25 protein-coding genes and 1 pseudogene are annotated in these 24638 nt (G+C 43.0%); 13 read left to right on the top strand and 13 right to left on the bottom strand.

The features are described 5' to 3' along the window. Nucleotides 1-137: 137 nt before the first annotated feature. Complete coding sequence (locus V5G28_RS23045) at nucleotides 138-545, bottom strand: transposase family protein (RefSeq protein WP_332987787.1); 408 nt, start codon at nucleotides 543-545, stop codon at nucleotides 138-140. A 114-nt stretch (nucleotides 546-659) separates the two neighbouring features. Further along, a complete protein-coding gene (locus tag V5G28_RS23040; protein ID WP_332987777.1) occupies nucleotides 660-1055 on the bottom strand; it encodes a helix-turn-helix domain-containing protein in 396 nt (131 codons plus the stop codon). 60 nt (nucleotides 1056-1115) lie between these two features. Between V5G28_RS23040 and V5G28_RS23035 the strand changes: the two genes are divergently transcribed. Together V5G28_RS23035 and V5G28_RS23030 are read left to right on the top strand one after the other, a co-directional pair. After that, nucleotides 1116-1412, top strand: coding sequence for a hypothetical protein (locus V5G28_RS23035; RefSeq protein WP_332987776.1), 297 nt, complete (start codon nucleotides 1116-1118; stop codon nucleotides 1410-1412). Nucleotides 1413-1538: 126 nt separating this feature from the next. After that, nucleotides 1539-1703: a hypothetical protein gene (locus V5G28_RS23030; protein WP_336231292.1), complete on the top strand. Its 165-nt coding sequence runs from the start codon at nucleotides 1539-1541 to the stop codon at nucleotides 1701-1703. Nucleotides 1704-1756: 53 nt separating this feature from the next. Here V5G28_RS23030 and V5G28_RS23025 read toward each other — a convergent pair whose 3' ends face one another. The 4 genes from V5G28_RS23025 to V5G28_RS23010 form a co-directional block, all read right to left on the bottom strand. Then, nucleotides 1757-2440 carry a hypothetical protein gene (locus V5G28_RS23025; protein WP_332987774.1) on the bottom strand — a complete coding sequence of 228 codons (684 nt, stop codon included), beginning with the start codon at nucleotides 2438-2440 and terminating at the stop codon, nucleotides 1757-1759. 4 nt (nucleotides 2441-2444) lie between these two features. Further along, the gene (locus V5G28_RS23020) at nucleotides 2445-3125 is read right to left on the bottom strand and encodes a DUF2834 domain-containing protein (RefSeq protein ID WP_332987773.1); all 681 of its coding nucleotides are present in this window, start codon (nucleotides 3123-3125) and stop codon (nucleotides 2445-2447) included. A 101-nt stretch (nucleotides 3126-3226) separates the two neighbouring features. Then, complete coding sequence (gene hrcA, locus V5G28_RS23015) at nucleotides 3227-4318, bottom strand: heat-inducible transcriptional repressor HrcA (RefSeq protein ID WP_332987772.1); 1092 nt, start codon at nucleotides 4316-4318, stop codon at nucleotides 3227-3229. A 504-nt stretch (nucleotides 4319-4822) separates the two neighbouring features. After that, the gene (locus tag V5G28_RS23010) at nucleotides 4823-5179 is read right to left on the bottom strand and encodes a rhodanese-like domain-containing protein (protein ID WP_073634215.1); all 357 of its coding nucleotides are present in this window, start codon (nucleotides 5177-5179) and stop codon (nucleotides 4823-4825) included. Nucleotides 5180-5405: 226 nt separating this feature from the next. Between V5G28_RS23010 and V5G28_RS23005 the strand changes: the two genes are divergently transcribed. From V5G28_RS23005 to V5G28_RS22995, 3 genes are all read left to right on the top strand, one after another. Continuing rightward, nucleotides 5406-7100 (top strand): DUF3352 domain-containing protein, encoded by a 1695-nt coding sequence (locus V5G28_RS23005; RefSeq protein ID WP_332987770.1) that lies wholly within the window; start codon nucleotides 5406-5408, stop codon nucleotides 7098-7100. A 548-nt stretch (nucleotides 7101-7648) separates the two neighbouring features. Beyond that, nucleotides 7649-8443, top strand: a complete 795-nt coding sequence (gene cysE / locus V5G28_RS23000) for a serine O-acetyltransferase (protein ID WP_332987769.1) — start codon at nucleotides 7649-7651, stop codon at nucleotides 8441-8443. Nucleotides 8444-8878: 435 nt separating this feature from the next. Continuing rightward, nucleotides 8879-9067 carry a DDE transposase family protein gene (locus V5G28_RS22995; RefSeq protein WP_332987768.1) on the top strand — a complete coding sequence of 63 codons (189 nt, stop codon included), beginning with the start codon at nucleotides 8879-8881 and terminating at the stop codon, nucleotides 9065-9067. Between the two features lie 72 nt (nucleotides 9068-9139). Here V5G28_RS22995 and ctpC read toward each other — a convergent pair whose 3' ends face one another. After that, a complete protein-coding gene (gene ctpC / locus V5G28_RS22990) occupies nucleotides 9140-10426 on the bottom strand; it encodes a carboxyl-terminal processing protease CtpC (RefSeq protein WP_332987767.1) in 1287 nt (428 codons plus the stop codon). Between the two features lie 155 nt (nucleotides 10427-10581). Beyond that, nucleotides 10582-11807, bottom strand: a pseudogene (gene ispG / locus V5G28_RS22985) ((E)-4-hydroxy-3-methylbut-2-enyl-diphosphate synthase). A 250-nt stretch (nucleotides 11808-12057) separates the two neighbouring features. Between ispG and V5G28_RS22980 the strand changes: the two are divergent. The 3 genes from V5G28_RS22980 (at nucleotide 12058) to V5G28_RS22970 (ending at nucleotide 14180) form a co-directional block, all read left to right on the top strand. Continuing rightward, on the top strand, nucleotides 12058-12267 hold the full coding sequence (locus tag V5G28_RS22980; RefSeq protein ID WP_332987765.1) for a hypothetical protein: 210 nt from the start codon (nucleotides 12058-12060) through the stop codon (nucleotides 12265-12267). Continuing rightward, nucleotides 12239-12865, top strand: a complete 627-nt coding sequence (locus V5G28_RS22975; protein WP_332987764.1) for a phosphotransferase — start codon at nucleotides 12239-12241, stop codon at nucleotides 12863-12865. The genes V5G28_RS22980 and V5G28_RS22975 overlap by 29 nt, the downstream gene beginning before the upstream one ends. Before the next feature lie 286 nt (nucleotides 12866-13151). Continuing rightward, on the top strand, nucleotides 13152-14180 hold the full coding sequence (locus V5G28_RS22970) for an isochorismatase (RefSeq protein ID WP_332987786.1): 1029 nt from the start codon (nucleotides 13152-13154) through the stop codon (nucleotides 14178-14180). 72 nt (nucleotides 14181-14252) lie between these two features. On the opposite strand, the gene V5G28_RS22965 is transcribed toward V5G28_RS22970, so the two are convergent. Beyond that, a complete protein-coding gene (locus V5G28_RS22965) occupies nucleotides 14253-15155 on the bottom strand; it encodes a M23 family metallopeptidase (protein ID WP_332987763.1) in 903 nt (300 codons plus the stop codon). 794 nt (nucleotides 15156-15949) lie between these two features. On the opposite strand from V5G28_RS22965, the gene V5G28_RS22960 reads away from it, so the two are divergent. Next, nucleotides 15950-17155, top strand: coding sequence for an HhoA/HhoB/HtrA family serine endopeptidase (locus tag V5G28_RS22960; protein ID WP_332987762.1), 1206 nt, complete (start codon nucleotides 15950-15952; stop codon nucleotides 17153-17155). Nucleotides 17156-17228: 73 nt separating this feature from the next. Here the strand turns inward: V5G28_RS22960 and V5G28_RS22955 are convergent, their stop codons facing one another. The 3 genes from V5G28_RS22955 to ispD form a co-directional block, all read right to left on the bottom strand. After that, nucleotides 17229-17576, bottom strand: a complete 348-nt coding sequence (locus V5G28_RS22955; RefSeq protein ID WP_073633508.1) for a DUF760 domain-containing protein — start codon at nucleotides 17574-17576, stop codon at nucleotides 17229-17231. 110 nt (nucleotides 17577-17686) lie between these two features. Then, nucleotides 17687-18217 carry an SMC-Scp complex subunit ScpB gene (gene scpB, locus V5G28_RS22950; protein WP_073633509.1) on the bottom strand — a complete coding sequence of 177 codons (531 nt, stop codon included), beginning with the start codon at nucleotides 18215-18217 and terminating at the stop codon, nucleotides 17687-17689. Between the two features lie 279 nt (nucleotides 18218-18496). Next, the gene (gene ispD / locus V5G28_RS22945) at nucleotides 18497-19186 is read right to left on the bottom strand and encodes a 2-C-methyl-D-erythritol 4-phosphate cytidylyltransferase (protein WP_096567221.1); all 690 of its coding nucleotides are present in this window, start codon (nucleotides 19184-19186) and stop codon (nucleotides 18497-18499) included. Nucleotides 19187-19400: 214 nt separating this feature from the next. Here ispD and V5G28_RS22940 point away from each other — a divergent pair, with 214 nt between their 5' ends. From V5G28_RS22940 to V5G28_RS22930, 3 genes are all read left to right on the top strand, one after another. Continuing rightward, entirely contained in the window at nucleotides 19401-20360 is a 960-nt protein-coding gene (locus V5G28_RS22940; protein WP_332987761.1) for a glycosyltransferase family 9 protein, read from the top strand. Continuing rightward, a complete protein-coding gene (locus V5G28_RS22935) occupies nucleotides 20353-20940 on the top strand; it encodes a D-glycero-alpha-D-manno-heptose-1,7-bisphosphate 7-phosphatase (protein WP_096567217.1) in 588 nt (195 codons plus the stop codon). The genes V5G28_RS22940 and V5G28_RS22935 overlap by 8 nt, the downstream gene beginning before the upstream one ends. An 845-nt stretch (nucleotides 20941-21785) precedes the next feature. After that, nucleotides 21786-22553: a hypothetical protein gene (locus tag V5G28_RS22930; RefSeq protein ID WP_096567215.1), complete on the top strand. Its 768-nt coding sequence runs from the start codon at nucleotides 21786-21788 to the stop codon at nucleotides 22551-22553. A gap of 212 nt (nucleotides 22554-22765) precedes the next feature. On the opposite strand, the gene V5G28_RS22925 is transcribed toward V5G28_RS22930, so the two are convergent. Beyond that, entirely contained in the window at nucleotides 22766-23239 is a 474-nt protein-coding gene (locus V5G28_RS22925; protein WP_332987760.1) for a CRR6 family NdhI maturation factor, read from the bottom strand. 544 nt (nucleotides 23240-23783) lie between these two features. On the opposite strand from V5G28_RS22925, the gene V5G28_RS22920 reads away from it, so the two are divergent. Further along, nucleotides 23784-24233, top strand: a complete 450-nt coding sequence (locus V5G28_RS22920; protein ID WP_332987759.1) for a Fur family transcriptional regulator — start codon at nucleotides 23784-23786, stop codon at nucleotides 24231-24233. The last annotated feature ends 405 nt before the right edge of the window (nucleotides 24234-24638 follow it).

Raw genomic sequence — 24638 nt, 5'->3', positions numbered from 1 at the left:
ACATCTCCGAAAACTACGAAAAGGTATCTATGACTTAGTTGCATCAAGCGATCGCATGAATGCAAAGTTAGCCAATTTCTACGGTAAAATAGGTCTTACATACGTTTCCTGTTAATAATTCGGAAAAAAATGTCTTTTTATACTAGCTTTGTTTCTTGATTTTTTGTCGGTAATATCAAAGTTCCAATCCTTAATCTTACGAGCCCACAAATTGTCAAAATAATTTGTTCATATTTGTGGGTATTTAAGCGAAATCTTTCTTGAGCAACTCGAAATATCTTAACCAAGCGTATAACGTGTTCAACGAATATCCGTTCACTTGATAATTCTTTATTTTTTTGTTTTTGTTCAGGGGTTAATTCTTGGTTTTTTGATTTCTTCTGTGGAGTTTGAATTGATGGTTCTCCGATGTACGCTTTGTCGCCACTAAATTTCTGTTTGTTAGCAAAGCCTTTTTTTTGCTCCCTAAATAAGTTGATATCACTTTTTGGACCTGGCGCTCCGGCAGTACAATCTACTATATCTGCCCCCTGAGGTAAAACTATTAGCCTTTAAAGTATGATTTTTCTTTTTTCCTGAATAATATTTTTTTTGCTGTTGATAGTCTTGAGGACGCTCCCGTAACTGTTCACAGCTATCTACTATTAATTCAAACTCTGTTAACAACTCTTTAACAATTTCGTAGTCGCTCGAGTTTTTTTTACCTGTTCTAACAAGCTTGAAGGTAACAATTCCCTTAACAACGGAAACCAGTAGTTAAATGTATCATTCGCAGTTGTCTCGCTCACTCCAAACTGGATACCTAATAATTGAAATGTCGTTAAATGTCGCAGGTATATTAATGTTAACAGTATCTGCTCTTTTGCCGATAGCTTTACTTTACGTCCTCCTCCTGCTTTGATGATTCTAGTTTTTTCTTCTTCTTGCTTGGCTAACTTTTGATTATGAAGTGATTGCGCATTCTGGATGAGTTGCTGTAATTGCTCATACTTGAGACCAATTAAGCGCTGTGCTTCATCCGGATTTTTGTCGATGTGTCCTACTATATTAGTCATGTTTGCGTGACAAAAAGCTCATTTAATATTCTTTTAACACAAAAAGCTTATATTTCGGAGATGTCTAATCAAGCTCAAAAAAACTTTGAGTCTCAATGGAAAATAAGTTCAAATAGCTCTATCATCATTGAGCCTACTTATCCATCTGAGGTTGCTGGTTTACAGATCATCGACTATTACCTGTGGGCTGTACAGCGATGCTATGAACGCGAAGATGACCAGTTTTTTCTGCCCCTTGCCAAGAAATATAGACTCATTATGGACTTGGACGATAAGCGCAACAAGCCTTATGGGGAGTGGTATGGCGATCGCAACCCATTATCTATTAAAAAGCTAAAAGGGGCTAGGTCTAAGTAGGATCACTACTCGGACACACGGCATGAAGCCGACGTTCGCCCCTCTAAATACTATTGTACATCATATAAATCCAACCATTCAAAATCTTTAATTATAGCGATTTCATCACTTCATGTGGTGGCTTCTTTGAAGAGATTAATCGTTAGGGCTTATGGTTCGGAGCGATCGCTCCACAGACAAGCTCGCAACTACGCCTCCATTGAGCAGTTAGGGGCGATCGCTGATTATTATATGGAATTTTTCTACATAGCACCCTCATTGAGGGGCAATATGCGGAAACTTTCCGTATAGCGTCCCTCTCAAAAGGATTAGACTGAAATCGATATATCCTACAAACTGGCGTCCTATCGCACCCTACTGCTGCTAAAAGATGTCGGTGTTTGTTGAGCAACATTCTCCTGTATCGGTGGACGTAGGCAAAGATACACAAGTGGACCGAAGAGTGGAACAAGTGCTGTTACCCAAAACACCTGGGGATTATTCCAACGCCGTCGCGCCATATCATCACCAAGGACAGTTGGGAAGAGTAAGCAAAACAAGCAAAATGCCAAACTCATGCCATTAATAAAGCGATCGCCCTGAAACTGCTGCCAAAACCCTACCCAATCTCCCAGAAAAGCATAAATCAGCAAACCAAGGGTGCTTAAACTGAGGGCAATACCAAAAAACCGAGAATCCAACAGCTGCAAAAAAGCATCCTTTCGTCCCGAAAATTGTTGATTCGGTTCCCTCAAAGCCAAATAAGGTATAAGACCAAGCGTACCCGAAGCGAATGACGCTATAGCAAAGGGCCAGAAAGGAATCCACTGCATCCTACCATCAAAAAACAGAACACCATAATAAATGAACAGGCACATACCAATCAGGGAGAATAAAGAGAGGACAACTGGATTTACATCTACCCAATTGAGAGTGAAGATATTTTTGAGCAGTTCAAGAGTTTCCTCTAAGTGGAGTGGAGGAGCCAAAAATAATAGATACGCTATAAATCCAACCCACAATAACCAAAGAGCAATTTTTCTATTCATAATCTTAATTTCCCACTGGTTGTTGCTGATTTGATATCATCTGTTCACCCGCTTCTTTTAAAGGTGGACGCATACATAAATACATCAACGGACCAAATAGCGGTATGAATGAGATCAACCAGAACAACTGAGGATTATTCATATCCCGCCGCGCCATATCATCTCCTAACAAAGCTGGAAACAATAGGCAAAGCAGGCAAAAATCTAAGCTCATCACATGAATAAAGCGGCTTGTTTGCCACTGGTGAACAAAATCTCCCCAATCTCCTTGCCCTATACCATAGGCGACTAGGATAGCCGTTCCGACAGCCAAGGCAATACCTGTCAGGCGAGAATCTAGTATCGCTAGAAAAGCATTCTTTCTACCAGGGAATTTTGGATTTGGTTCCCGCAAGGCTAAGTAAGGCAGTAGGGTAAACGCCCCAACTCCAAAAGAAGCTGAAGCAAACAGCCAAGCAGGAATTTTTTGCCCTCTACCATCAATAAATATGAGGCAGCTGTAAATCATAGGCCAGATGCCCATAATGTTGAAGAGTGCCACGACTAAGGGGTTAATTCCTTGCCAACGACCCGTGGAAAGATTTTTAATCAACTCGAATGTATCGGGCTGATTTGGAGGGGCAAAGAAAAAGGCATAGGCAATAAATCCTAGCCACAGCGCCCCAAAGGCAATTTTTCTGACCATGATTTAAGCTAGTTCTAACCAATCCTGAATTGTACTGCCACAAGTCGCGCTGTTTATATGCTTTTTATCGGTTTGAGAGCGCCCAAACTGATAAATCCCTACTAGGGATTGAAATAACTGAAAGCTTCCGATAGATAATCAGCAGCAGCAGCCACCACTGCGATCGCACCTTCATAATCTAGGCGCGTTGGTCCCAAAACTCCCACGCTACCTACTGCTACGGAACCCCGGCGGTAGGTGGAAGAAATCAACGAGCAAGTGCGTATAGGTTCTAGAGGGTTTTCTGAGCCAATACGAACAGTAACTCGTGGTTTACCCACTTCCTCAGTCTCCGGCTGCTGTTCAAATATTAATCGCCACAGTTGGTCTTGTTCTTCTTCCAACAGGTGGATCAGCATTTGCACTTGCTGTAATTCCGAAAACTCTGGCTGGCGCAAAACCTCGGCAACACCGCGAACCATAATTTGTGTCCCAGATGGAGCGAGAGTGCGATGGGCGAACTCTGCGATTGATTTTTTCAAGAATTCGCCATATATTTGAAACTCCCGGTCTAATTGGCTCCATTTCAGGCTGGCTAATTCAGTTATGCTTCGTCCGCGCAGGTGGCTATTCAAAAAGTTAGAGACGATCTGTAACTCGCGGTCGATGACCTCTGCATCTGGTTGTATATCCTCCGAAGCTTGCGGTAAATCCATTAATGCTGAATGTGTCTCATATCCATCCGTTACCACAATCAGCATCACCCGTCCTGTTTCTATTTGCACCAGTTGTAAATGTCTCAACACTGCTGTCGCGGTTTGCGGCATGGTAATTAACGTAATGCAACCACTTAGGGTTGCTAAAATATGCGCCGCTCCTTGCAGTAGAGCTTCCAAACTCCAATCTTCCCACTTGAGCCGCTTTTGCAGTGACAGTTCTACCTCTCGTGCTAAAGTTTCAGAAGGTGTAATCAGCTGGTCAACATAAATCCGGTAGCCAGAGTCAGAAGGTACGCGTCCAGCAGAGGTGTGAGGTTGGTACAGTAACCCAGCTTTTTCCAACACGCCCATGACATTGCGGATTGTTGCTGAACTCACACCAAGGTTGTACTCATCAACAAGAGTTTTAGAACCAACAGGTTCTGCTGTGGCTATATAATGACGTATCGTTGCTGAAAGTATATGCTGTTGACGATTTGTTAGGTGGACTTGCATAAGCTATTTTGCACTGAAGCCGAATTTTAAGTAAAGTATGAAAAAATTTATGGAGACAACTCCAAAAAAGATTAATAATAGTAAAGTCAAGATAGCAAACTGTTGGCTTCTACAGGAATAAGTAAAAAGAAGTAAGTTAACAGTAAAGATTCAGTACTGCCAAGAGAAAAAAGTTTCCTTAACTACAGCATAACTCTGCTGGAAATGCTTTTGCATTTTAAGTAAAATAGCCCCCTACTTATGCATACTTCCATAAGCTTCTTGAAATCGCTGTATTTCAAGTTACTAATTTGCTGATAGCTATTAATACTTAAAGCTATCTTAGCTTGTGCTAAGGGATGTGCATTAAATAAAAAAGCAAAATTCAGAATCTCTGTAGGGGCACGGCACTGCCGTACCTCTACCCAAAAATTGGAAATTAATGAATTTGTGTTCCTAAGGATAGCAAAGGCAATTTGGAATCGTTAGTCTCTGAGATCATGTCGAAGAAGTGCAAAACAGGAGCTAATACTGGGGAATTGAAGGATCAACCAACGTTGAGTAGGCATCAATTCCGCCCGCAATGTTTTTCACATTTGTAAACCCTTGAACGATTAACCACTGACACATTTGGGCAGAACGAATGCCATGATGACACAGCACAAGGGTTTCAGCCTCAGGATTTAATCGGGTGTTGACTTGATCTGCCCAATCAGGAAACTGACTCAGCGGAAGATTGACAAAGCCGTCAATGTGGGCAATACTCACTTCTTGTGGTTCGCGCACGTCTACTAGCTGAAGTGAATCTTTTGAAGATAAGCGTTGCGCTAGTTCCTCTACGCTAATTTGGGTGATCAATGGTTGTGAAGGTTTACCTGCCATGAAGTTTTAATAAAAATTCTATACTACTTATGTTGGCAGAAATCTTCGTTCTTTGGGGTTGATAGGTGTATCAATCCCTTGATAGAGGTAGGAGATAACCTCATTTTTGATAGGTTTCTGCGGAAGTTTCAGTACTAAACTAATTTCTAGTAACAGAACTGCCTTCGATATTTCTAATGGTGGTTGATTATTTGTGTTTGCGCCCCTAGTAGTATGTGTAAAAATTATGACACAACGCTCCTTGTTCAGAGTTCTAGCAGCTGGTACCATTATGCTGCTGTTGATTGGTATCACTGGTTGTAACGGCTTTTATACCAAAACTCCGCTGACTCGCACCTCTACTGAACAGTCAGACGCTGCTATCTTCGTGTCCAAACAAGCACCAGTGATGGTGTCAATGCTAGTGAATCCAGAACGCTTACAGGCGTTTGAGCGTGATGGGGAACTGTCAAAATTAAAAACAAATTTACTGGCTAATACGGGTATAGATTACCAAGAGGATATTAAACCTTGGCTAGGAAATGAAATAACACTGGCTGTGACCACCTTAGACATTGACCGTGACTCTGACAACGGGCAACAGCCAGGATATCTTATGGCGATCGCAACCACTCAACCGGAGAAAAGCCGCGAATTTGTCGAGGTGCTGTTTTCCAAACGGGCATTGGCTGGGGCAAATTTAGCGACTGAACAGTACGAAGGCGTGAAGCTGATCTATGACAATCAAATCCCTCCAACCGAAGCCACTCCCCTTGAGAAGGAAAAAGTCAAAAACCAAAATCCTCTTGCTGGTGCTGCTGTAGGCAATAGCTTTGTCTTGTTTGCCAACGATCCAAAAGTGCTGCGAGAGGCTATTAATAACGTACAGGCTGCGGAACTCAATTTGACCAGCTCCAGCAAATACCAACAAGCCAGGAAACAACTGCCCAAAGAAGCACTGGCTGTTGCTTTTCTGAATCTCCCCACAGTGGCAAAATGGCAAGGGTTAAAACCCGAGGCTCAAGTTTATGACAACCAAATTATTTCTTTGGTATCCAACTCCAAAGGATTGCTAGCTGAAACTGCTTTCCTGGCAAAGGAAGAAACTTCACCTCCATCTGCACAACTCTCTAAACCTGTGGGTGCATTGGAGTATATCCCTGCTGCAGCAAGTTTGGCAGTTGCGGGAGCTAATTTGAACGGTTTGGGTGACAGTGATTTAGCCCAACTCTGGCAACAAGTGACAGCCGTCCTATCCGCTTCCCCAGAAGATGTTATTTCTAGATTATTACCACCTTTGGCAGATGTACAAAAACAATGGGGTATCAACTGGAAAGAGGATATTTTCAACTGGGTGCAAGGAGAATACGCCATAGGATTGTTACCTCGTCAAGAGCAAACAACTCCTGATTGGATTTTTGTAGCGGAAAAATCTGACGCTACACCAGCAGGAATTTCCCATTTGGATGAACTCGCCTCATCAAAAGGGCTTTCCCTGAATTCCTTCACTGTAGACGAACAAAAAATCTCCACTTGGACACAGTTAAGCGCTGCTGTGAATAAATCTGATCAAGTAAAAGAGCGAGAATCATTCGCAATCCAAGCAAAGGTTCTAGGGGCGCGTGCTGATCTGGGAAATTACGAGATTTTCGCATCCTCTGTTGAGGCAATTGATCAAGCTTTGACAGCTAAAAATAACTCCTTAATCAACAGTCGCAATTTCCAAGACGGTGTCGCTGCTATTCCTCAACCCAATCAAGGTTACGTGTATCTCGACTGGACAAAGAGTCAAGAGATTTTAGAGCGTCAACTACCAATTCTTAAGTTTGTGGAAGTATTGGGTAAGCCGTTTTTTAAAGATTTGCGATCGCTCACCCTCAGTAGTTATGGGAGCGACACGGGATTACTCAAAGGCGGCGTGTTTTTCCAATTCAATAGCTAGTTCAATTCCGAAATTGCCACAAACAAAGCTGTAGTTGTTCATGGTACAGGGAGTACAGAGGGTGCAGGGGAAGAAGCGGAAACTTCTTCCCCTGCTTTCTTATCATCCTATCGCTTGAAACCCAAAAGGAAAAAGCTTGGGATTTTGTATGCATGGGCATAGGACGTTATGAGTAAGTTTTTTGACTTTGTGTTGTAAAATTAATTCAATGCCGAAAACCAAGGCTTAAAAAAATGGTTTGTAAACCATAGTCGCGGTCATTACTAGCAAGGCTGTAAAAAGGTCAAAGGTCAAGTCCACGATTTGTTAAATTTGCTGAAAATAACCGGTGACAAGTGGCTAAAAGCTTCAGAGCTTCTAAACTTTTGATAAGTAGGATGGGCTACATCCAAATTTACGCCCGTGGACAAGAAGGAGCCGACTCCCTTGAATGAAGCGGGAAGCAGACCCTCTAAAGAAAACTTTAGTTGAATGATAAACTTTAAAAAAGTTTAGTCATGTTCTGTGTAGCAGTTTGACTAGATTGGCAAAACTAGGGTAATAGAAGCGTGCTATCTACACTCATTACTGACTTCCGCATCATCTTTGAACGCGATCCAGCTGCTCGTAACTGGTTGGAAGTATTGTTTTGCTACCCCGGTTTGCAAGCTCTACTCTTACACAGGTTAGCTCATTGGCTGTATAGCATTCGTATTCCCTTTATCCCCCGCCTGATTTCCCACATCGCTCGATTTTTAACTGGAATTGAAATCCATCCTGGTGCAGCCATTGGGTATGGTGTTTTTATTGACCACGGAATGGGTGTGGTGATTGGGGAAACGGCGATTGTCGGAGACTATAGCCTGATTTATCAAGGTGTCACCCTCGGCGGTACAGGTAAAGAATGCGGTAAGCGCCATCCTACTTTGGGGGAAAATGTTGTCGTTGGAGCTGGAGCCAAGGTGCTGGGCAATATCCAAATTGGTAACAATGTCCGTATTGGTGCTGGCTCAGTTGTATTGCGTGATGTGCCACCCGACTGTACTGTGGTTGGCGTTCCTGGTCGAATTATCTTTCGCGCTGGCGTTCGAGTCAACCCACTAGAACACGGAAGTTTACCAGATGCTGAAGCCCAAGTGATACGTGCTTTAGTAGACAGGCTTGAGGAACTTGAACAACAAATTCAACAGTTGCAACAAACACAGCAAAAAATTTCATTTTCTTCTCTTAACCCAGCATTTCAAATACCTAGCGTTCCAAATTCCCATATATTAACTGATGAGGCATATTTGGCAGAAAAGCATACAAGTTGCCGCTTGGAAAATAAGGTAATAGAGGAGTTTTTGGATGGTTCTGGGATTTAACGAGCAAGCGAGTTCTATAATGTTCGCTTAATTGTCCATAAAAACTTTGTAGTAAGGACTTCAGTCCTTGCTTTGTCGGTAAAGAGGACTAAAGTCCTCACTACGAACTTATTCATTCATGAACAACAAAATTCCTGACTTCTTCAAAAAGTCGGGAATCTGAATATGTCTGATTCAAAAAGTCGGGAATCTGAATATGTCTGATTTTCACAGATTAAGACTGTTAGGACTTACGCACACTGTACAAATCCTTGGCGTTCTTGGCGTCTCTTCGCTTCGCTCGAGGGCAGGCTTGGCGGTTGGATAAATTAAGCTTTTTGACGATTTTTGCGTAAGTCGTGACTGTTCAATAGTCTAGCACCATACTAAGCTAAACTACAATTTACAGATTCTTAATAAAATAACTTCTATGTTGACCTAATTTTTCTGACAAGCATGAGCAATACACAAATTTGGTACATTGTCAAGCGCACTGCTGGTCATTGCGAAATAGTCTCCAGCAACGAAGCGACTGGAGATGATAATCCAGAAATTATAGAACAGTGGGGACCTTTCACTTCCGAAGGGGAGGCGATCGCCCGTCGTGTGGGACTGATTAGATCTGGTAAATGCCAACCAGTATGAAGAAAGAAGAAAGAACAAGGAAGAACGAAGAATAATTTTCGTCTTCAGTTTTCTTTCTTCCCTCTACTTTTTTCATTTTTCTGCCCTATTATTGCCTCTTTGTGCAATTTCCTTGCCTAACACTTCCGCCGCTTTAGCAAATTGGGGATCTGCTAGTGTGCCGATTTTGTCGCGTTCTTTGAGCCACAATGCTTGTCGCTGGGCGTCTGTCAATTCTACCTTGATATCTGGGTCAATCCCATGCTTATTAATATCCCGATTATTGGGAGTAAAGTATTTGGCAATGGTCACAGCTAATCCTGAGCCATCGTCCAGAGGACGCACTGATTGCACCAAGCCTTTGCCAAAGGTTTGACTACCAATTAAAACAGCACGCTTATTGTCCTGCAAGGCTCCTGAAAGGATTTCACTAGCACTGGCTGAACCTTTATCCACCAACACCACGAGCGGCTTATTAGTTAAAGCACGTCCGTTTGCTGTTTCCCGTTCCACTTCTCCTTGACGGTCTTTAGTGGAGACAATTGTGCCGTTATTCATCCACATCCGGGCAATTTCCACGCTAGAGAAGAGTAAGCCCCCCGGATTATTCCGTAAATCGAGAACATAACCAGCAACCTGCTTATTCTCCAAATTTCTCACTGCTTGTTGCATTTCCTTACTGGCGTTAGCGCTAAACTGCTTCAAGCGAATGTAGCCAACACTTCCAGCTGGAGTTTGCTTTTGGGAATACTCGACTGGATGAATTTCAATCTTTGCTCTTGTAATTTTGAATTCTTTTTCTTGACCGTTCCGCAGAATTGTCAAGTTGACCGTCGTTCCTGGTTCACCTCGGATCAAGGATACTGCCTGATTAGTATCCATGCCCTCGGTGCTTTTTCCGTTGATTTTGGTTATAGTGTCCTTTGCTAAAAGTCCAGCTTTGGCGGCGGGTGTATCCTCAATTGGCGCAATCACAGTTAGCTTTTTCGTTTTTTCATCTAGACCCATCTGGATACCAATACCTGTAAGTTCTCCAGACGTATCCACTTGCAGACTTTTGAACTCATTTGGATCCATAAACCGGGTGTAGGGGTCATCTAGCTTCTTCAGCATTTCCCGTATGGACTTGTAGGCTTCCTGTTTGTTGCTGTAGGACTTGTTTAGGTATTCTTTACGAACAGCCAGCCAATCTACCTTATTAAAAGTACCATCTACATATTGGCGGTTAATAATTTGCCAAACTTCATCTACTAAATCCTTAGGACTTTCTTTAAATAAAGCCTGTCCTTGCGAGTGAATTCCCAGGCTGGTGACTGCGATCGTTGTCAGTGTCACCGCTGTAGCACCCACCAAAACAAGCCCACTTCTTGTAATCACCATAATGACAGCTGCGCGTCTACGGAAAGTTTTATAGTCAGTATGCCCAATCTAACACAGGGTTTTAATGTACAGACTGAGCATTATTTTTTTATTTCATTAAAAGCCTTTGTCGTCCGGCGATATCGGAACCGCCGGTACAAAACTTGTCGAAAATTTTATGGATCTACCCAACGTCCATCTGCCTTAATTAAATTAATCAACTCTTCTACTCCTTTTTCTTCTGAAACTTTTTTAATTTCTTCTCTCCCACGGTAGAGAGAAATATATCCAGGAGTTTTTCCAACGTAACCATAATCGGCATCAGCCATTTCTCCTGGACCATTGACAATACAACCCATAACTGCTATATCAAGTCCAGTTAGATGTTTGGTAGCTTCGCGGACTTTGTGCAGAACTTCTTCTAAGTTAAACAATGTACGTCCGCAGGAAGGACACGCGACGTACTCCACCATTGTTTTGCGCAATCCCAAAGCTTGCAAAATACTGTAGCATACGGGAATTTCTTTCTCTGGTGGTTCCGTCAGGGACACGCGAATTGTATCGCCAATTCCATCAGCTAAAAGAGTCGCAATACCCGCAGTGGATTTAATCCGCCCGTACTCCCCATCACCTGCTTCTGTGACGCCTAAGTGTAGGGGATAATCCATACCGAGTTCATCCATCCGCTTAGCCATCAGGCGATAAGCCGCTACCATCACCGGAACCCGTGAGGCTTTCATGGAGATGACGATATTACGGAAGTCCAGGGATTCACAGATGCGAATGAATTCCAAAGCAGATTCTACCATTCCTTCTGGAGTGTCGCCGTAGGTGAACAGCATCCTTTCGGCAAGGGAACCGTGATTTACCCCAATTCGCATAGATTTGCCTTGATCGCGCAAGGAAATCACCAAGGGAGCTAAAGTTTCGCGGATTTTTTCCCGATTTCCTCAAATTCCGCTTGAGTGTACTCGGTTCTCCCAGAGTTTGGCTTTTCAAACACGTATAACCCTGGGTTAATCCGTACTTTCTCTATATGTTTCGCGACTTCCAAAGCGATTTTCATGCCATTATGATGCACATCCGCAACAATTGGCACGTCTTGGTAGGTTTTGATTAATTTTTGTTTAATTTCTGCCAACGCTTTAGCATGGGCCATACTAGGTACGGTAACGCGGACAATTTCGCAGCCAATTTCATGAAGACGACGAATCGCTGCTACGGATCCATCAATGTCCAAGGTGTCTTCGTTAATCATTGACTGCACCACTACAGGGTAACCACCCCCAATGGTGACATCGCCAACTTTGACTGGACGGGTTTTGCGCCGCTTGATAGTTGTGTCAAAGGTGGGTTGACTAAATGCGGTATTAGAAGTTGTAAGCGTAGGCAGGGTTTGCATAACCTGTTAGGTAATTTTTTGTAGCGAAGATATCAACTTTGAAAACATTCTGTTTCCCAGAGTGCCACAGCTGGTGCAAATTTGAGTGATGAATTTGGAAAAAAAGAGGAGCAAAAAAGGGAGAGGGTGAGTGGGGGAGAGGGTAAGTCGATAAATAAGTAAAAATAACTAATGATTCCTCTAAAAATCCAAAATCCAAATTCTCAAATTGCTATAAGTAACAAAATTTATCAGTAGCGCCAATGATTTTATGAGCCAATTATTAATTCATGTCATTCATTCTATTCCTGATGGTGTGGCTTTAATTGACACCGTACTACGCCACTATCCTATCAGGAATATCCGTTGCTGCAAACTATACAAACGAGGACTCAACGATACGTATTTGGTAGAAACTGAGCAAGAGAGATATATTCTGCGAGTTTATCGACGTGGGTGGAGAAATAAGCACTCTTATTGATTTTGAACTGGAACTGTTAGCGTTTCTACAGAAGCAAAAACAGCCAGTTGCATACCCCATTTCCAGAAACGATGGTGGTTTGACAACAGAAATTGCAGCACCAGAAGGAACACGTTACGTGGCTGTATTTTCCTATGCACCAGGACGTGCAGTCAATGAAAATCTTGATGGCATAAAAAGCTATCGTTTAGGAGAAGCACTGGCAAAAATTCACCAGACACTAGACGAGTTCAAAAGTCATTTTACTCGCCCTGCTTTGAATAGCGATTACTTGCTAGATTGGTCAATACAAGCAATTACACCTCTATACCAACACCGAGAAAGCGATATTAACTATCTGCAAAAACAGGTAGACCAAATAAAAAGGCAGTTAGAAGAATTAAAATTGCCTTTGTCAGCACCAGCTTATGGAATTTGTGTTGGAGATGTTCATTCAGGAAATGCTCATTTCACGGAACAGAATGAGCCGACTTTATTTGACTTTGACCAGTGCGGTTACGGCTGGCGTGCTTTTGACATAGCGAAATTTTTGCACGCAGCAACCAGAATGAAAATAGATTTTACCGTGAAAAACGCAATCACTCAGACGTTATTTTAGATATGTTTTACCTACAATGTCCCCATTTTCGATGTCAGCAGCTTGTTAAGTTGAAGTCTGTCACTCAAATAGCGGCATTTTTGCACCGCAAGCAAGGACGCGGAATATTGTAGTCACAAAATTTCTTCCTACAAGCTGTATAGGTAGAGGTTGCGATTTAACTATGAATCAATACGGTTCAGTTAAGATAATTGATCTACCGTCAACCTTTGTAGAGACGTTGCATGCAACGTCTCTACACAGTGGAAATTCGTATCGTTTAGCCCTAACTGAACCGTATTTAACAATGAACACCCCAACAAAAACCCAATTACCAATTCCTCCTCACTTCAACGCCCAAAACGTTGGCGAGGTGTGGCGCGTACCCTACGAACAACGTGCAGAAGAAGCAAGAGAATGGGCAAAAAAATATGACATCGAACCAGCATCCGAAGACAAAACTCGCATTTGCCTACTTTTAATTGATGTGCAAAACACCTTTTGCATTCCTGAATTTGAATTATTTGTAGGTGGAAAATCTGGAACGGGTGCAGTAAATGATAATCTCCGGCTGTGTGAGTTTATCTATCGCTATTTAGGAGTTATTACTAAAATTATTCCTACGATGGATACCCATACAGTAATGCAAATTTTCCATCCAATTTTTTGGGTAAACCAGGCGGGTGAACACCCCACACCATCTGCTACTAGCATCACACCAGCAGATATTGAAAAAGGGATTTGGAAAGTTAACCCAGGAGTTGCTTACAGTCTTGGCTACGACTACGAATTATTAGAAAAGCACGCTTATCACTATGTTAAGCAGCTCAGTCAAGATGGAAAATATCCGCTAACAGTTTGGTCTTATCATTCTATGTTGGGTGGTATCGGTCATGCTTTGGTTTCTGCTGTGGAAGAAGCGGTATTTTTCCATTGCATTGCTCGTCATAGTCAAACGCAATTTGAAATCAAAGGGAATAATCCTTTAACAGAAAATTATTCTGTTTTGCGTCCAGAAGTTTTGGAAAGTTTTGATAAACGTCCCTTTGCACAAAAGAACACACGCTTGATTCAACAATTGTTGGAATTTGATGGTGTGATTGTTGCAGGTCAAGCCAAAAGTCACTGTGTCGCTTGGACAATTGACGACTTATTAACAGAAATCCAGCAAGTAGACCCGAATTTAGCAGAAAAAGTTTATCTGCTGGAAGATTGCACTTCTCCTGTTGTTGTTCCCGGTGTGGTGGATTATACGGAAGCAGCAGATGCAGCTTTTGAGCGATTTGCAGCAGCAGGGATGCACTTGGTTAAATCTACGGATCCGTTTTTGAGTTGAGTGATGAGGGAGTGAGGGAGATGAGGGGGATGAGGGGGATGAGGAAAAGCGAGTATTCCACTCGCCAATACCTTATCGTTGGAGATACCCTTTAGGGTCTTGAGCAGTCCAACCTAAGGATGAGCTAGAACGCACTTCAAAATGGAGATGGGATTGGCTGATGGTTGGTGTTCCAGTTGTACCCACAGTTCCCACTAAGTCTCCCTTTTTCACTTGTTGACCAACGGAGACTTTAATGCTGTCAAGATGGGCGTAGCGGCTTTGCAAGCCGTCACTGTGATTAATGATGACCAATTTACCATAAGTTCCTTGCTCGTTGGCAAAGGCTACCGTACCTTCACCGATCGCTTGTACTGGCGTCCCTTTTGCTGCTAACAAATCCATACCACTATGGAAGAAGACTTCTCCATTGCTAGGATTAGTCTGCCAGCCATAGCCTACAGCCACAGTTGCAACTTCCGCTAAGGGATACCCAGCTAATTTACTGAGAGTGGAAGTAGAGGAGTTACCAGGGAACTGAGGTGTGGGAGATTCAGTCATAGGACGACTGGGTGAGCGATTTCCCTGAGGAACAAAAACGACTCTCGGATTTTTCTGACACCCATTCACGTCAAACAATACATCAGGACGAATTTTATATTTTGCTGCTATTTGTCGCCAGTTTTGACCAGGCGATACCTCAACAACAATTCCGTTATATGGAGGGATTTGAATTTCGCTACCAACGGCAATTTTACGGTTTTGTAAAGCTGAATTCATGGCGATAATAGTAGCTGGTGTGAGATTGTAGCGTTGCGCTATACTCTCCACAGTTTCTCCTGGTGCAACTTTATGTCGCTGGAAGCGTTCAAGGGCTGGGGTCTGGCAACCAGTTACAGAAGTTTGTGCCACTGCGGAGTATGGGTTTGTGTATACTAACCCAAGGGTGCTGGTGACTATGCTACAGACAAAAAGTAAACGATAGCAAAAAGTCATGTATATAAAGGAGGCACTCAATTATTCTAAATTTTAGATGCCAACAGCAGGTTATGAGAGGTGGTTAGTGGTGCTTTTTGACAACTCACAATTAAGAACTAAACAACTGACTGATGAGCAATTCATATGTCAGGTTTGGACTTGCTTGACTAAACTTATAAATTAGGCATCTGCATTGCTGACCTTGAGCGTCATGATTGTCAACAACCCAGGTCTAAAGACACTGGGCTTCTAGCCTAAGTTTTAGACAGTAGTTGACCAGGCTCAGTATCTTCGGATACTACGTTAACGGCTAGTGTTAAAGTTCCTACCTTGGGATGCGTTCGCGCAAGCGTGCCGATAGGCATAGCTAGTTCCAAGCTCTAGAAATCTAGGATTAAACAGATTTATTGGGTTAAGTCAGTGTCCTAAATATAGTTACCGACCGTTAACATTGTCGTTCGCGTTCGCGCAGCGTGCCCGCAGGGCTCAGCGTCTCCCCTTGGGAGAAGCTAACTTTACTCCCTTTTGGGAAGGCACATCGAGTGCAAAACCATTATGCGTACAGGTGAGTCCAGTCAGTCATCGGCGGGTTTCCCGCGCCCAGGGAACTGGCTCTCCCGTTGGGGTGAAAGGTATCAGTTCGTAATTGCCCGAACGAAAGTAGATTGCAAAACTACACGGTATTGAGTAACCCTTCGACAAGCTCAGGGCAACGCCCCAAGGCGGTAATGGAGCAAGGTGACTAAAGTCATTCGTGTCGTTTTCCTCTCAGGTCTAAAGACGCGCTCGTTTCCCACATCCCGCGAAGTTTTATGAAATTATCATTAAAGCAACTGATTATTTATCTATCCATATTGACTATTGGCGGCGGTGCAGGCTTGTTGGGTAGTCGCTATCTCCCGACACAAAATCGCTTGTTTCGCGAGTTAAGAACTGTAACAGTGTCTTCGCCCCCAGAAACTGCACCTGCAAATCCTGTTGGAGGACAAGTTGCAGCTCCTAGTGGCGATAATATGAATTTTATTGCCACTGCTGTTCAAAGAACGGGACCCGCTGTCGTGCGAATTAATGCAACCCGCAAAGTGGCTAATCCAATTTCTGACGCGTTGAAAAATCCACTTTTACGGCGATTTTTTGGAGAGGAAGAGCAGCCATTCCCCAAAGAACGGATAGAGCGTGGAACAGGGTCTGGATTTATTTTGAGTGAAAATGGACAAATACTAACGAACGCTCATGTTGTCGCGGATACAGATACAGTACAAGTCACTCTCAAAGATGGTCGGACTTTTGAGGGTCGGGTGGTTGGAGTTGATTCAGTGACAGATGTGGCTGTTGTAAAAATTTCAGATTATGATCTGCCAACAGTGAAACTAGGCACTTCACAAAACTTAATACCAGGTCAATGGGCGATCGCTATTGGCAATCCCCTCGGTTTAGATAATACCGTGACAATCGGCATTATCAGCGCGACAGACCGTACCAGCGCTCAAGTTGGTGTTCCAGATAAGCGAGTCAGCTTTATCCAAACCGACGCGGCTATTAATCCGGGTAACTCAGGTGGACCTTTATTAAACGCCCAAGGCGAGGTGATTGGCGTTAACACTGCTATCCGCGCCGATGCTCAAGGGCTGGGTTTTGCCATCCCCATTGAAACAGCAGCCCGCATTGCTAATGAGCTTTTTACCAAAGGGCGTGTGCGACACCCGTTTTTAGGGGTTGAAATGTCCGACTTATCTTCTAGTAAGAAACAGCAGATTAATCAAGACAAGAATCTCAACATTAAACAGGATGTTGGCATAGCCATTACAGGAGTCCTGGAAAATTCTCCAGCACAACGAGGAGGACTCCTTCCTGGCGACTTGATTCAAAAAGTTAACGGTAAGCAAGTAAAAACATCTGCTCAAGTACAAAAGCAGGTGGACTCTAGCACCGTAGGTGACATATTGGAAATCGAAGTCAACCGCAACGGGAAAATTCAAACATTTAAAGTACAATCAGGGGCTTATCCCCAGAAGTAGTGATTAGTCCTTTGTCGTTTGTTCTTTGTCTTTTGTAACTAATGACTGATGACAAATGACTAATGACTGTTAACTAATGATTGTTACTCAAATGATCTAACTGCATCCGTTGTTCCATTTGACGGAGAAAATAACCTGTCATCATAGCCGATGCTAAAAGACCAGCAAGATTGTCTCGGTCTGTGGTAATTTGCACGTTAAAATTTTCTGAAGGTAACATCCCAACAAGCCCTTGGACGTTTTGCGAAATAATTTGTTTAATTTCGGGGCTGACAGACTGGGCGACGCGGGCTAGGACTTCAGGTGGCTGGTGCTGTAGATACTTGAGTAACTGATTAGGAAGTTCCTCGAAGCTATCATTCAGGATCTGATTCGGGTGTTCCTCAGGGTAGTCATTCAAAAAATTAGGATCAAACACCATTGGCTGTTTTTTTAGCTGAGTTGCTTATTCTACTCTAAACCATAGTAGAAGGGTGAGACATATCACTACCTCTTTCTGGAGTACTAGCATTCCAAGAAGAGCAGCAGTACTCAATCTGGTTGTGGTTGTGCTGTGAGTTCTAGCTCTAGCTGTTTTTGCTCTTGGCTATTGGATAATAATTGGGGAAGTTGCTCAATTTGGAAATATTGCTGAAATTTAGGCGTGACTTGTAACGAATACGAGCGAGACTCACTATCTCGGCGTTTTTTGACAAAACCGAGTTCGACGAGTTCTGAAACGTGTTGATACGCACCAGAACCGCGCAAGTTGATCAAGTCGCTTTGCAGTATTGGACTATTTAGGGCAATGGCTGCCAAAGTCCGCAATGCTCCCAGACCCAATTCTACTGGAATCAAAGTTTGTACCAAGTCATGAAAGTCTGACCTAAGTTGCAAACTATAACCATCTGAAGTTTCTACGACTTCTAAGGCGCTATCGCGGCGGGCATACTCATCAATGAGTTCGATGATGCCTTCCTGAACTGTGGTGCGATCGCAAAGGGCATACTCGGCAATTTCACTTATGGACAGGGGTTTACCCTTCAAATACAGAATTGCTTCTATCTTCGTCGATGCATTCATCACGGCATTATTCATCAGTCATCAGTCATGAGTTATTGGGAGGCAGTGCGGTGGTGAACCAGTGCTGCGGGAGGGTTTCCCTCCGCAGGCAACTGGTGAAAGGGTTTCCCGGCATAAAGCACCTGCCGTTCATTAGTCACTTGTATAAATAAAAAATGATGAATGAAGGATAATTACAAGTGTTTGGCACTTTAACATAATATTTGAAAAAAATCAAGTTTTATGCTGAAAATACCAAAGGTGAGCCTTCGGGATCTTCAAGAATTGTTATAACCCAGCTCAGTGCTGATCCAGTCTAGTTTTTAGGATGAATTCAGCGATCGCTAAATCTTGTGGAGTGGTCAACTTCAGATTCGTCTCTTCTCCCTCAACAATTCGCACACTATAGCCGCATTTTTCAAACAAAGCAGCATCGTCAGTCACTTCCCAGCCCTGACGGACTCCTTCGGCGTGGCACTTTTTCAATAATTTAACATCAAATCCTTGAGGAGTTTGTGCCGCCCACAATTGCCGTCGGTCAGGCGTGCTTTGAATTATGCGATTTTCATCTACGACTTTGATAGTATCCTTAACTGGTACGGCGGCAATTAAACCAGGACAATGTCGAATAGCTTCAGCACAAGAGTTGAATAAATTTGGTGTGGCGAGGCATCTGGCTCCATCGTGAATTAACACTTGCTCTGCGGAGCCGCTCAGCGCCTGCAATCCATTGTAAACCGATTCTTGACGGGTAGAACCCCCTTGAATCAGTTCCACTGGCTTAGTTAGCTTTAGAGAGGCAAGAATGGTTTTGAAATCTTCCCAGTCATAAGGTTGGGAGATAATGCCTATCCAACTTATTTGACTTGCTGCTTCAGCGGCAAGAAGAGTCCAAGCGATAATAGGCTGGGAGCCTACCACAAGCAGGAGTTTATTGCGGTGACTTCCCATTCTTCTGCCTGTTCCTGCAGCTGGAATTAATAAATGCACAGAATTCCTCAAGTTTGATATTAGGGACTGGGGACTGGGGATTGGGGATTGGGGACAGTTATCAGTTATCAGTTACCAGTTATCAGTTATCAAGTACCATGCTGGTACTGTTCACTGTTCACTGTTCACTGTTGACTATCCCTAATCCTCAATCTCTAATTTCCAATCCCTATCTTCCCCTAAAATAATGAGCGAGTAAGCGTGAAGATATATTATGCGAATAGTAGCCCTTGTTCCCGGCGGAATTGGCGACCAAATTCTCTTCTTCCCGACCCTAGATGACCTGAAGCGCTATTACCCCAATGCTCAGGTAGATGTTGTTGTGGAACCCCGTTCAAAGGCTGCTTACCGGGTGAGTAAGTCAGTTAATGAGGTTATTGGGTTTGACTACAAAGACCGTAACAGTATGGCAGATTGGGGCAACTTGGTAGGCACGATACGCGATCGCGAGTACGATATTGCCATTGCCCTAGGGCAAAGCGCTTTAGTGGGTCTTTTCCTCTGGTTAACCGGAATCCCCACACGAATTGGCTATAGGAGCAAAGGAGGTGCTTTTCTCACCAATCCAGTTCCTCTGAGAACAGAACAGTATGCTGCTAGTATGTACCATGACTTGCTGCAAGGGTTGGGTATTAACTCCTCTTGTCCAGAGTTAGCAATCAATGTGCCAAAACCAGATATTGACTGTGCAACTGTGGAACAACAACGGTTGGGAATAAAAGAAACTGGTTACATTTTGATTCACGGTGGTTCTAGCAAGCTAGCCCAGACCAAAGGTCTAGATAAAATTTACCCTGTCAGGAATTGGCAGCAAATTATTCAAGACATCCAGCAAAAGCAGCCGGAAATGCCTGTGGTGGTTATCCAAGGACCAGAAGATGAAGAGTTTGTGCGTAGCCTCAAAGAGTCCACACCCAATATCAAAGTCACTTCTCCTGATGATATTGGCAAGTTGGCGGCGATGATTGCTGGGGCAAATTTAATGCTGTGTACGGACAGCGCCCCCATGCACTTGAGTGTGGCGGTACAGACTTATACCATTGCCTTATTTGGTCCAACAGACCCAGCGAAGTTATTGCCTAGAAGCGATAAATTCCTTGCCATTAAATCCCCCACGGGGAAAATGGCAGATATCGTGCCTAACACTGTGTTGGAGAAAATTTGGGGTGGCTAAACCTGCTGTATTCCTTGACCGCGATGGCGTGTTAAATGTTGAGGCTGGCTACATTCACTCGGTAGAAGATTTACATTTAATTCCCGGTGTTGCACTTTCCGTGCGCCAGCTCAATGACCAAGGTATTTTTTGCTGCCTTGTTTCCAATCAATCTGGACCAGCTAGAGGTTATTATCCAGACACTCACGTACAAGCGTTACATGATCGACTTTGCCAATTGTTGGCACAAGAGGCTGAGGCAAAATTAGACGCTTTGTATTATTGTCCCTACCTCAGTCCACCAGAAGGCGGTAAAGACCCAGCATACACTCGCTGGTCTACCTGGCGTAAACCAAACACAGGAATGTTGGTCGCGGCGGCTTGGGAACACGATTTGGATCTCAGGCACAGTTTTATGGTGGGAGATAAAGCGACTGATGTTGATATGGCACACAATGCTGGTTGTGTGGGAATTTTGGTGCAAACAGGGTTTGGCGATCGCGTTTTGGCTGGTGATTACCAGCACCACACAAAACCCGATTACATTGCCAAAGATTTGGCTGTAGCTGTTGAATGGATTTTGCACCAGCTACAAATTTAAAAAAAATACAACAAATCAAGCGCTACTGAGCTTCACCTCGGTACCACTTGTAGCAAAACTTTTGCGAACGCCCGTATATTGCCAAGCCTGTTCTTCCAGAACAGGCTTCCTGAAAGCTCCGCTTTGAGGCAACCGCACGGAGTGCTGTTGGGCAATAGGGCGCGCTACGCGATCGTCTCTTGGGGGCGATCGCTATTTAAAATCTGAATCAGGCAATTCTAAATTATTTCTGAACAACAAAATTCCCGACTACTTCAAAAAGTCAGGAATTTGAGCGAATTGATTTTCACAACTCTTGACTTTTGGTTCCTCTTAACGGTTCTGTATACAAATTAAATATCTAAAAATATGTAACAGGTGAGGAATTTAGAAAAAAGATTTTTTGCTAAAGGCTAATATAAATCAAACTTTTATGTAAAATTTTGTAAATAACGAATAACTATGTGTAACCTAGTACACATTAGTTGTGCCTTATCATAATGAAGAATAGGTTAAAAGTTAAGCTTGGGCGCAACTTCGAGCCTAATTTTTGAAGGTCACACTGAGTGATTGAATAGAAAACCTGACAATAGCTCTTGAAAATCAAAGAAACAGGGAGTTTAAAGCTTTGTTACGAAACTGATCAGCTGCAACTAAAAATTTACGTTAGAACAAAGATTAATGACCTCAGTGCAGCAGGCTGAGGATTCTCGGCTACATGGCATCTGCTTGTTGCCATTATTATTAGGTGTGAATAGCTTACAGCTGGATCTAGCACGCCATGTTATGTGTTCCTTCACTTCCCTCTTGCTGTCAGGTTGGTGCATTGAAAAAAGAATGTGAAGAAAGATTACAAGGAAAAACAGATGGCGATTCGATTACATAGCTTTGTGAGCAGTGGAAAACGTTACATCCAAGTAGAGAGCCAACCTCACCACATTACTGGCATTTTTAGAACGCTTATGCGCTTTTCAAAAAATATGCATCACTGTACGTTAACAGATGCAGAAAGTGCATATTTTCGCTGTGAAGAAGATGGAACAATGACCTTCTACCAAGCTGGAAGTTCCGATGTTGGTGATTCAGAAGGAATTTGGACGTATCTTGTCTATGAATGTCCAGAAGGTGAGGAAAAAGTTTTCCCTGACTCATCTATTGATACAAGTGCAAATTCTTTAAAGCAATTGTTTGCTGGTTACAAAATAGTTCAAGTCGCTGTAGATATAAAGGAGTATCTTAAATATCAATACGTCGAAGATGAATATCTGGATGTTCAACTACCTTATGATTGGAATACTCTAGAAGGAAGAAAAATTGCTAACCTTCTGTTAGAAGAATTTCAGGCGTTGAAATCATCTCCTGTGTTTGCAGAACGTGCTGGTAGAGAATACATGAAAGCCGTTTTGAATGGCTTTATTAAAGCTGGACAAGAAGTATTGGAAAATGGTGGCATCTTGAGAGATTTTGAATCGACTCAATACGATGTCCTAAAAAAGACCAAAATTGATGAGATGGCTAATTTGATTCTTGAATATAATGATTATCGTATTTGGAAAGCGGCATTACCGAGTAAATCGAAAGCAGTAGAATACGCTTTTAGTACAGCATTAAAACTTATATGCCGTATTAAGTGATAAGAAGAGTGCATGTACAAATTGCATAATGACTCTTCATGGTCGTTGAGTGTTAAGTGTTAACAGTTAACACTCAACACTCACAACAAGTTAATTTTGATTCCCATAGCATCTAATAAAATGCTTTATAAGACATTTTATTAAATGCTATACTTTCTCTTTGTTCTGAGCCAATGAGGGCATCCGCCGCCTTTTGTTCACCAGTTACCTTTTCAAAACATCTCAAATAAGGCATCATCTAACTCATAGCCCAGAAGTTGCGCCATCGACTGGAGGCGAGATTTACTGGGAATGCCTTGCTGTTGTAACCAGTCGTTTAAAACAAACAGCTTGTGCATCAAAAAGATTTCTAAAGCTTCAGGATTATACTGAATACCTTCTCTGGTACTGAACTGGTGCGGTACAAGCATAGCTGCATAACGAGCGAATTCCCCAGCTTTCCAATCTAGTAGAAATGGCAACCAGGGATACCGAGTATCCAGGCGGATGAACCACATCCGCACTTCTGGGATTTCTGAAAGTTCCCGTGGATCGCCTGGTTCCAAGGAATAGTCAATATCAAAACGCAGCTGCTGCTCTTCGGATGCGATCGTCCCGTCTTGCAGCAGTTTTTCAATCTCTGTGACTATAGGGGACAGATCCAAGGAGTTAATGTGGTCAGTATTGATTGCGATGGTGATTGTCATCGAGTCAAAAAATAGCCTCGACAATTCATACTACTCTTTTCCTGCATACAAATCACAAAATCAATCGGCACGTATGTTTTGAACCACAGTTAAGCACTCAAGGCTTGTGGAATGGGGACTCATGGGGGGAATAACTCAAGGCTCTGAAGAAACACTGTTGAGGGAAGGAGTGAGAAACAGAGGGAGGGAGTGAAAGAGGGAAGCGTTTCTTTCATTCGTAGCGGGTGGTGGGCCGCCAGTGCGCCTGCTCCTAACTAAAAGTAAATGAATCATAAATCGTGGCTCTTGACAAGACAAAAGCCTTCAGGTAGACGTTGGCAACCATTTTAAGCTAAAGTTGTAATGAGTTTGTTTTAGAAGAGAGTGTGATCGAGCAGTTAAAAAGTATAACCATCCCCTTAAACCAACCTGTAATTTCCTCAAGCAAAAAAGCAAAAACACAGGCAAAGCGGAACGTGCAGGGTGCAAAACCTTTGAATATATAAAATAACAAACAAACTTTCAAAAGGGAAAATTAGCCCCTAAGTTAAGAAACTTATAAAATATGCAAAAGCAAGAGATATCTACAAAACCAATTCGTTCACTGGAAGATGCTCTTGAGCAGTGTCAGGCATTAGGTATGCGCGTGAGTCGTCAGCGTCGCTTTATTCTGGAACTGCTTTGGGACGCAAGAGAGCATCTTTCCGCGAGAGAGATTTATGATCGCCTGAACCAGCAAGGCAAAGAGATCGGACATACTTCTGTTTATCAAAATTTAGAAGCGTTATCCAGTCAGGGCATCATTGAATGTATTGAACGCTGTGATGGACGTTTATACGGCAATATTAGTGATTCCCACAGTCATGTTAACTGTTTGGATACAAATCAAATCTTGGATGTTCACTTAGAATTACCAGAAGAATTTCTCCGCAAAGTTGAAGAACAAACAGGGGTGCGGATTACTGACTACAGTATTAACTTTTACGGTTACCGTAACTCACAAGAAACCAAATGATGGTTGTGATCAATTGCGGTGCTGATGGAATTAGGCGATGGCGCTTTTCTCCGGGTGAGTCCTCCGGACACGCTACGCCTGCGCTTTGCGCTTAGGCTCCGGAGCAAAGCCCCGCCTTGGGCGATTGCGCAAAGCGCACCTAGAGGAGGCAATCGCAATCACCAACCTATCACCGATGACCATATTTAGTTATACTTCTCGTCTACAGCTGTTTCATCATCAGCATAATTGTCGTACAAATCTTCTGGCATCATCGGTTCACCTTCTGCGCTTTCAATTAGCCCTTTCTGGGGTGCATTCTTAGACCAAGCTGCTGTGTCTTCTGTTGCCTGAGCAATGTAAAAATGAGACTGCTGGGACAGTAAATTTTTGATGGCTTGAAACTGCTCTAATGAGAATAAGGCG

The sequence above is a fragment of the Scytonema sp. PRP1 genome, assembly GCF_036697665.2.
Classification (GTDB): Bacteria; Cyanobacteriota; Cyanobacteriia; order Cyanobacteriales; family Nostocaceae; genus Kalymmatonema; species Kalymmatonema gypsitolerans.
Note: the sequence above shows the minus strand (reverse complement) of the source record. Positions and strands in the feature narration are given on the sequence as shown.

Coding starts and splice junctions, on each gene's coding strand:
- V5G28_RS23040 (WP_332987777.1), bottom strand. CDS start 1,055: ATGACTAATATAGTAGGACACATCGACAAAAATCCGGATGAAGCACAG.
- V5G28_RS23035 (WP_332987776.1), top strand. CDS start 1,116: ATGTCTAATCAAGCTCAAAAAAACTTTGAGTCTCAATGGAAAATAAGT.
- V5G28_RS23025 (WP_332987774.1), bottom strand. CDS start 2,440: ATGAATAGAAAAATTGCTCTTTGGTTATTGTGGGTTGGATTTATAGCG.
- V5G28_RS23020 (WP_332987773.1), bottom strand. CDS start 3,125: ATGGTCAGAAAAATTGCCTTTGGGGCGCTGTGGCTAGGATTTATTGCC.
- hrcA (WP_332987772.1), bottom strand. CDS start 4,318: ATGCAAGTCCACCTAACAAATCGTCAACAGCATATACTTTCAGCAACG.
- V5G28_RS23010 (WP_073634215.1), bottom strand. CDS start 5,179: ATGGCAGGTAAACCTTCACAACCATTGATCACCCAAATTAGCGTAGAG.
- V5G28_RS23005 (WP_332987770.1), top strand. CDS start 5,406: ATGACACAACGCTCCTTGTTCAGAGTTCTAGCAGCTGGTACCATTATG.
- V5G28_RS22995 (WP_332987768.1), top strand. CDS start 8,879: ATGAGCAATACACAAATTTGGTACATTGTCAAGCGCACTGCTGGTCAT.
- ctpC (WP_332987767.1), bottom strand. CDS start 10,426: ATGGTGATTACAAGAAGTGGGCTTGTTTTGGTGGGTGCTACAGCGGTG.
- V5G28_RS22980 (WP_332987765.1), top strand. CDS start 12,058: ATGAGCCAATTATTAATTCATGTCATTCATTCTATTCCTGATGGTGTG.
- V5G28_RS22970 (WP_332987786.1), top strand. CDS start 13,152: ATGAACACCCCAACAAAAACCCAATTACCAATTCCTCCTCACTTCAAC.
- V5G28_RS22965 (WP_332987763.1), bottom strand. CDS start 15,155: ATGACTTTTTGCTATCGTTTACTTTTTGTCTGTAGCATAGTCACCAGC.
- V5G28_RS22960 (WP_332987762.1), top strand. CDS start 15,950: ATGAAATTATCATTAAAGCAACTGATTATTTATCTATCCATATTGACT.
- V5G28_RS22955 (WP_073633508.1), bottom strand. CDS start 17,576: ATGGTGTTTGATCCTAATTTTTTGAATGACTACCCTGAGGAACACCCG.
- scpB (WP_073633509.1), bottom strand. CDS start 18,217: ATGAATGCATCGACGAAGATAGAAGCAATTCTGTATTTGAAGGGTAAA.
- V5G28_RS22940 (WP_332987761.1), top strand. CDS start 19,401: ATGCGAATAGTAGCCCTTGTTCCCGGCGGAATTGGCGACCAAATTCTC.
- V5G28_RS22930 (WP_096567215.1), top strand. CDS start 21,786: ATGGCGATTCGATTACATAGCTTTGTGAGCAGTGGAAAACGTTACATC.
- V5G28_RS22925 (WP_332987760.1), bottom strand. CDS start 23,239: ATGACAATCACCATCGCAATCAATACTGACCACATTAACTCCTTGGAT.
- V5G28_RS22920 (WP_332987759.1), top strand. CDS start 23,784: ATGCAAAAGCAAGAGATATCTACAAAACCAATTCGTTCACTGGAAGAT.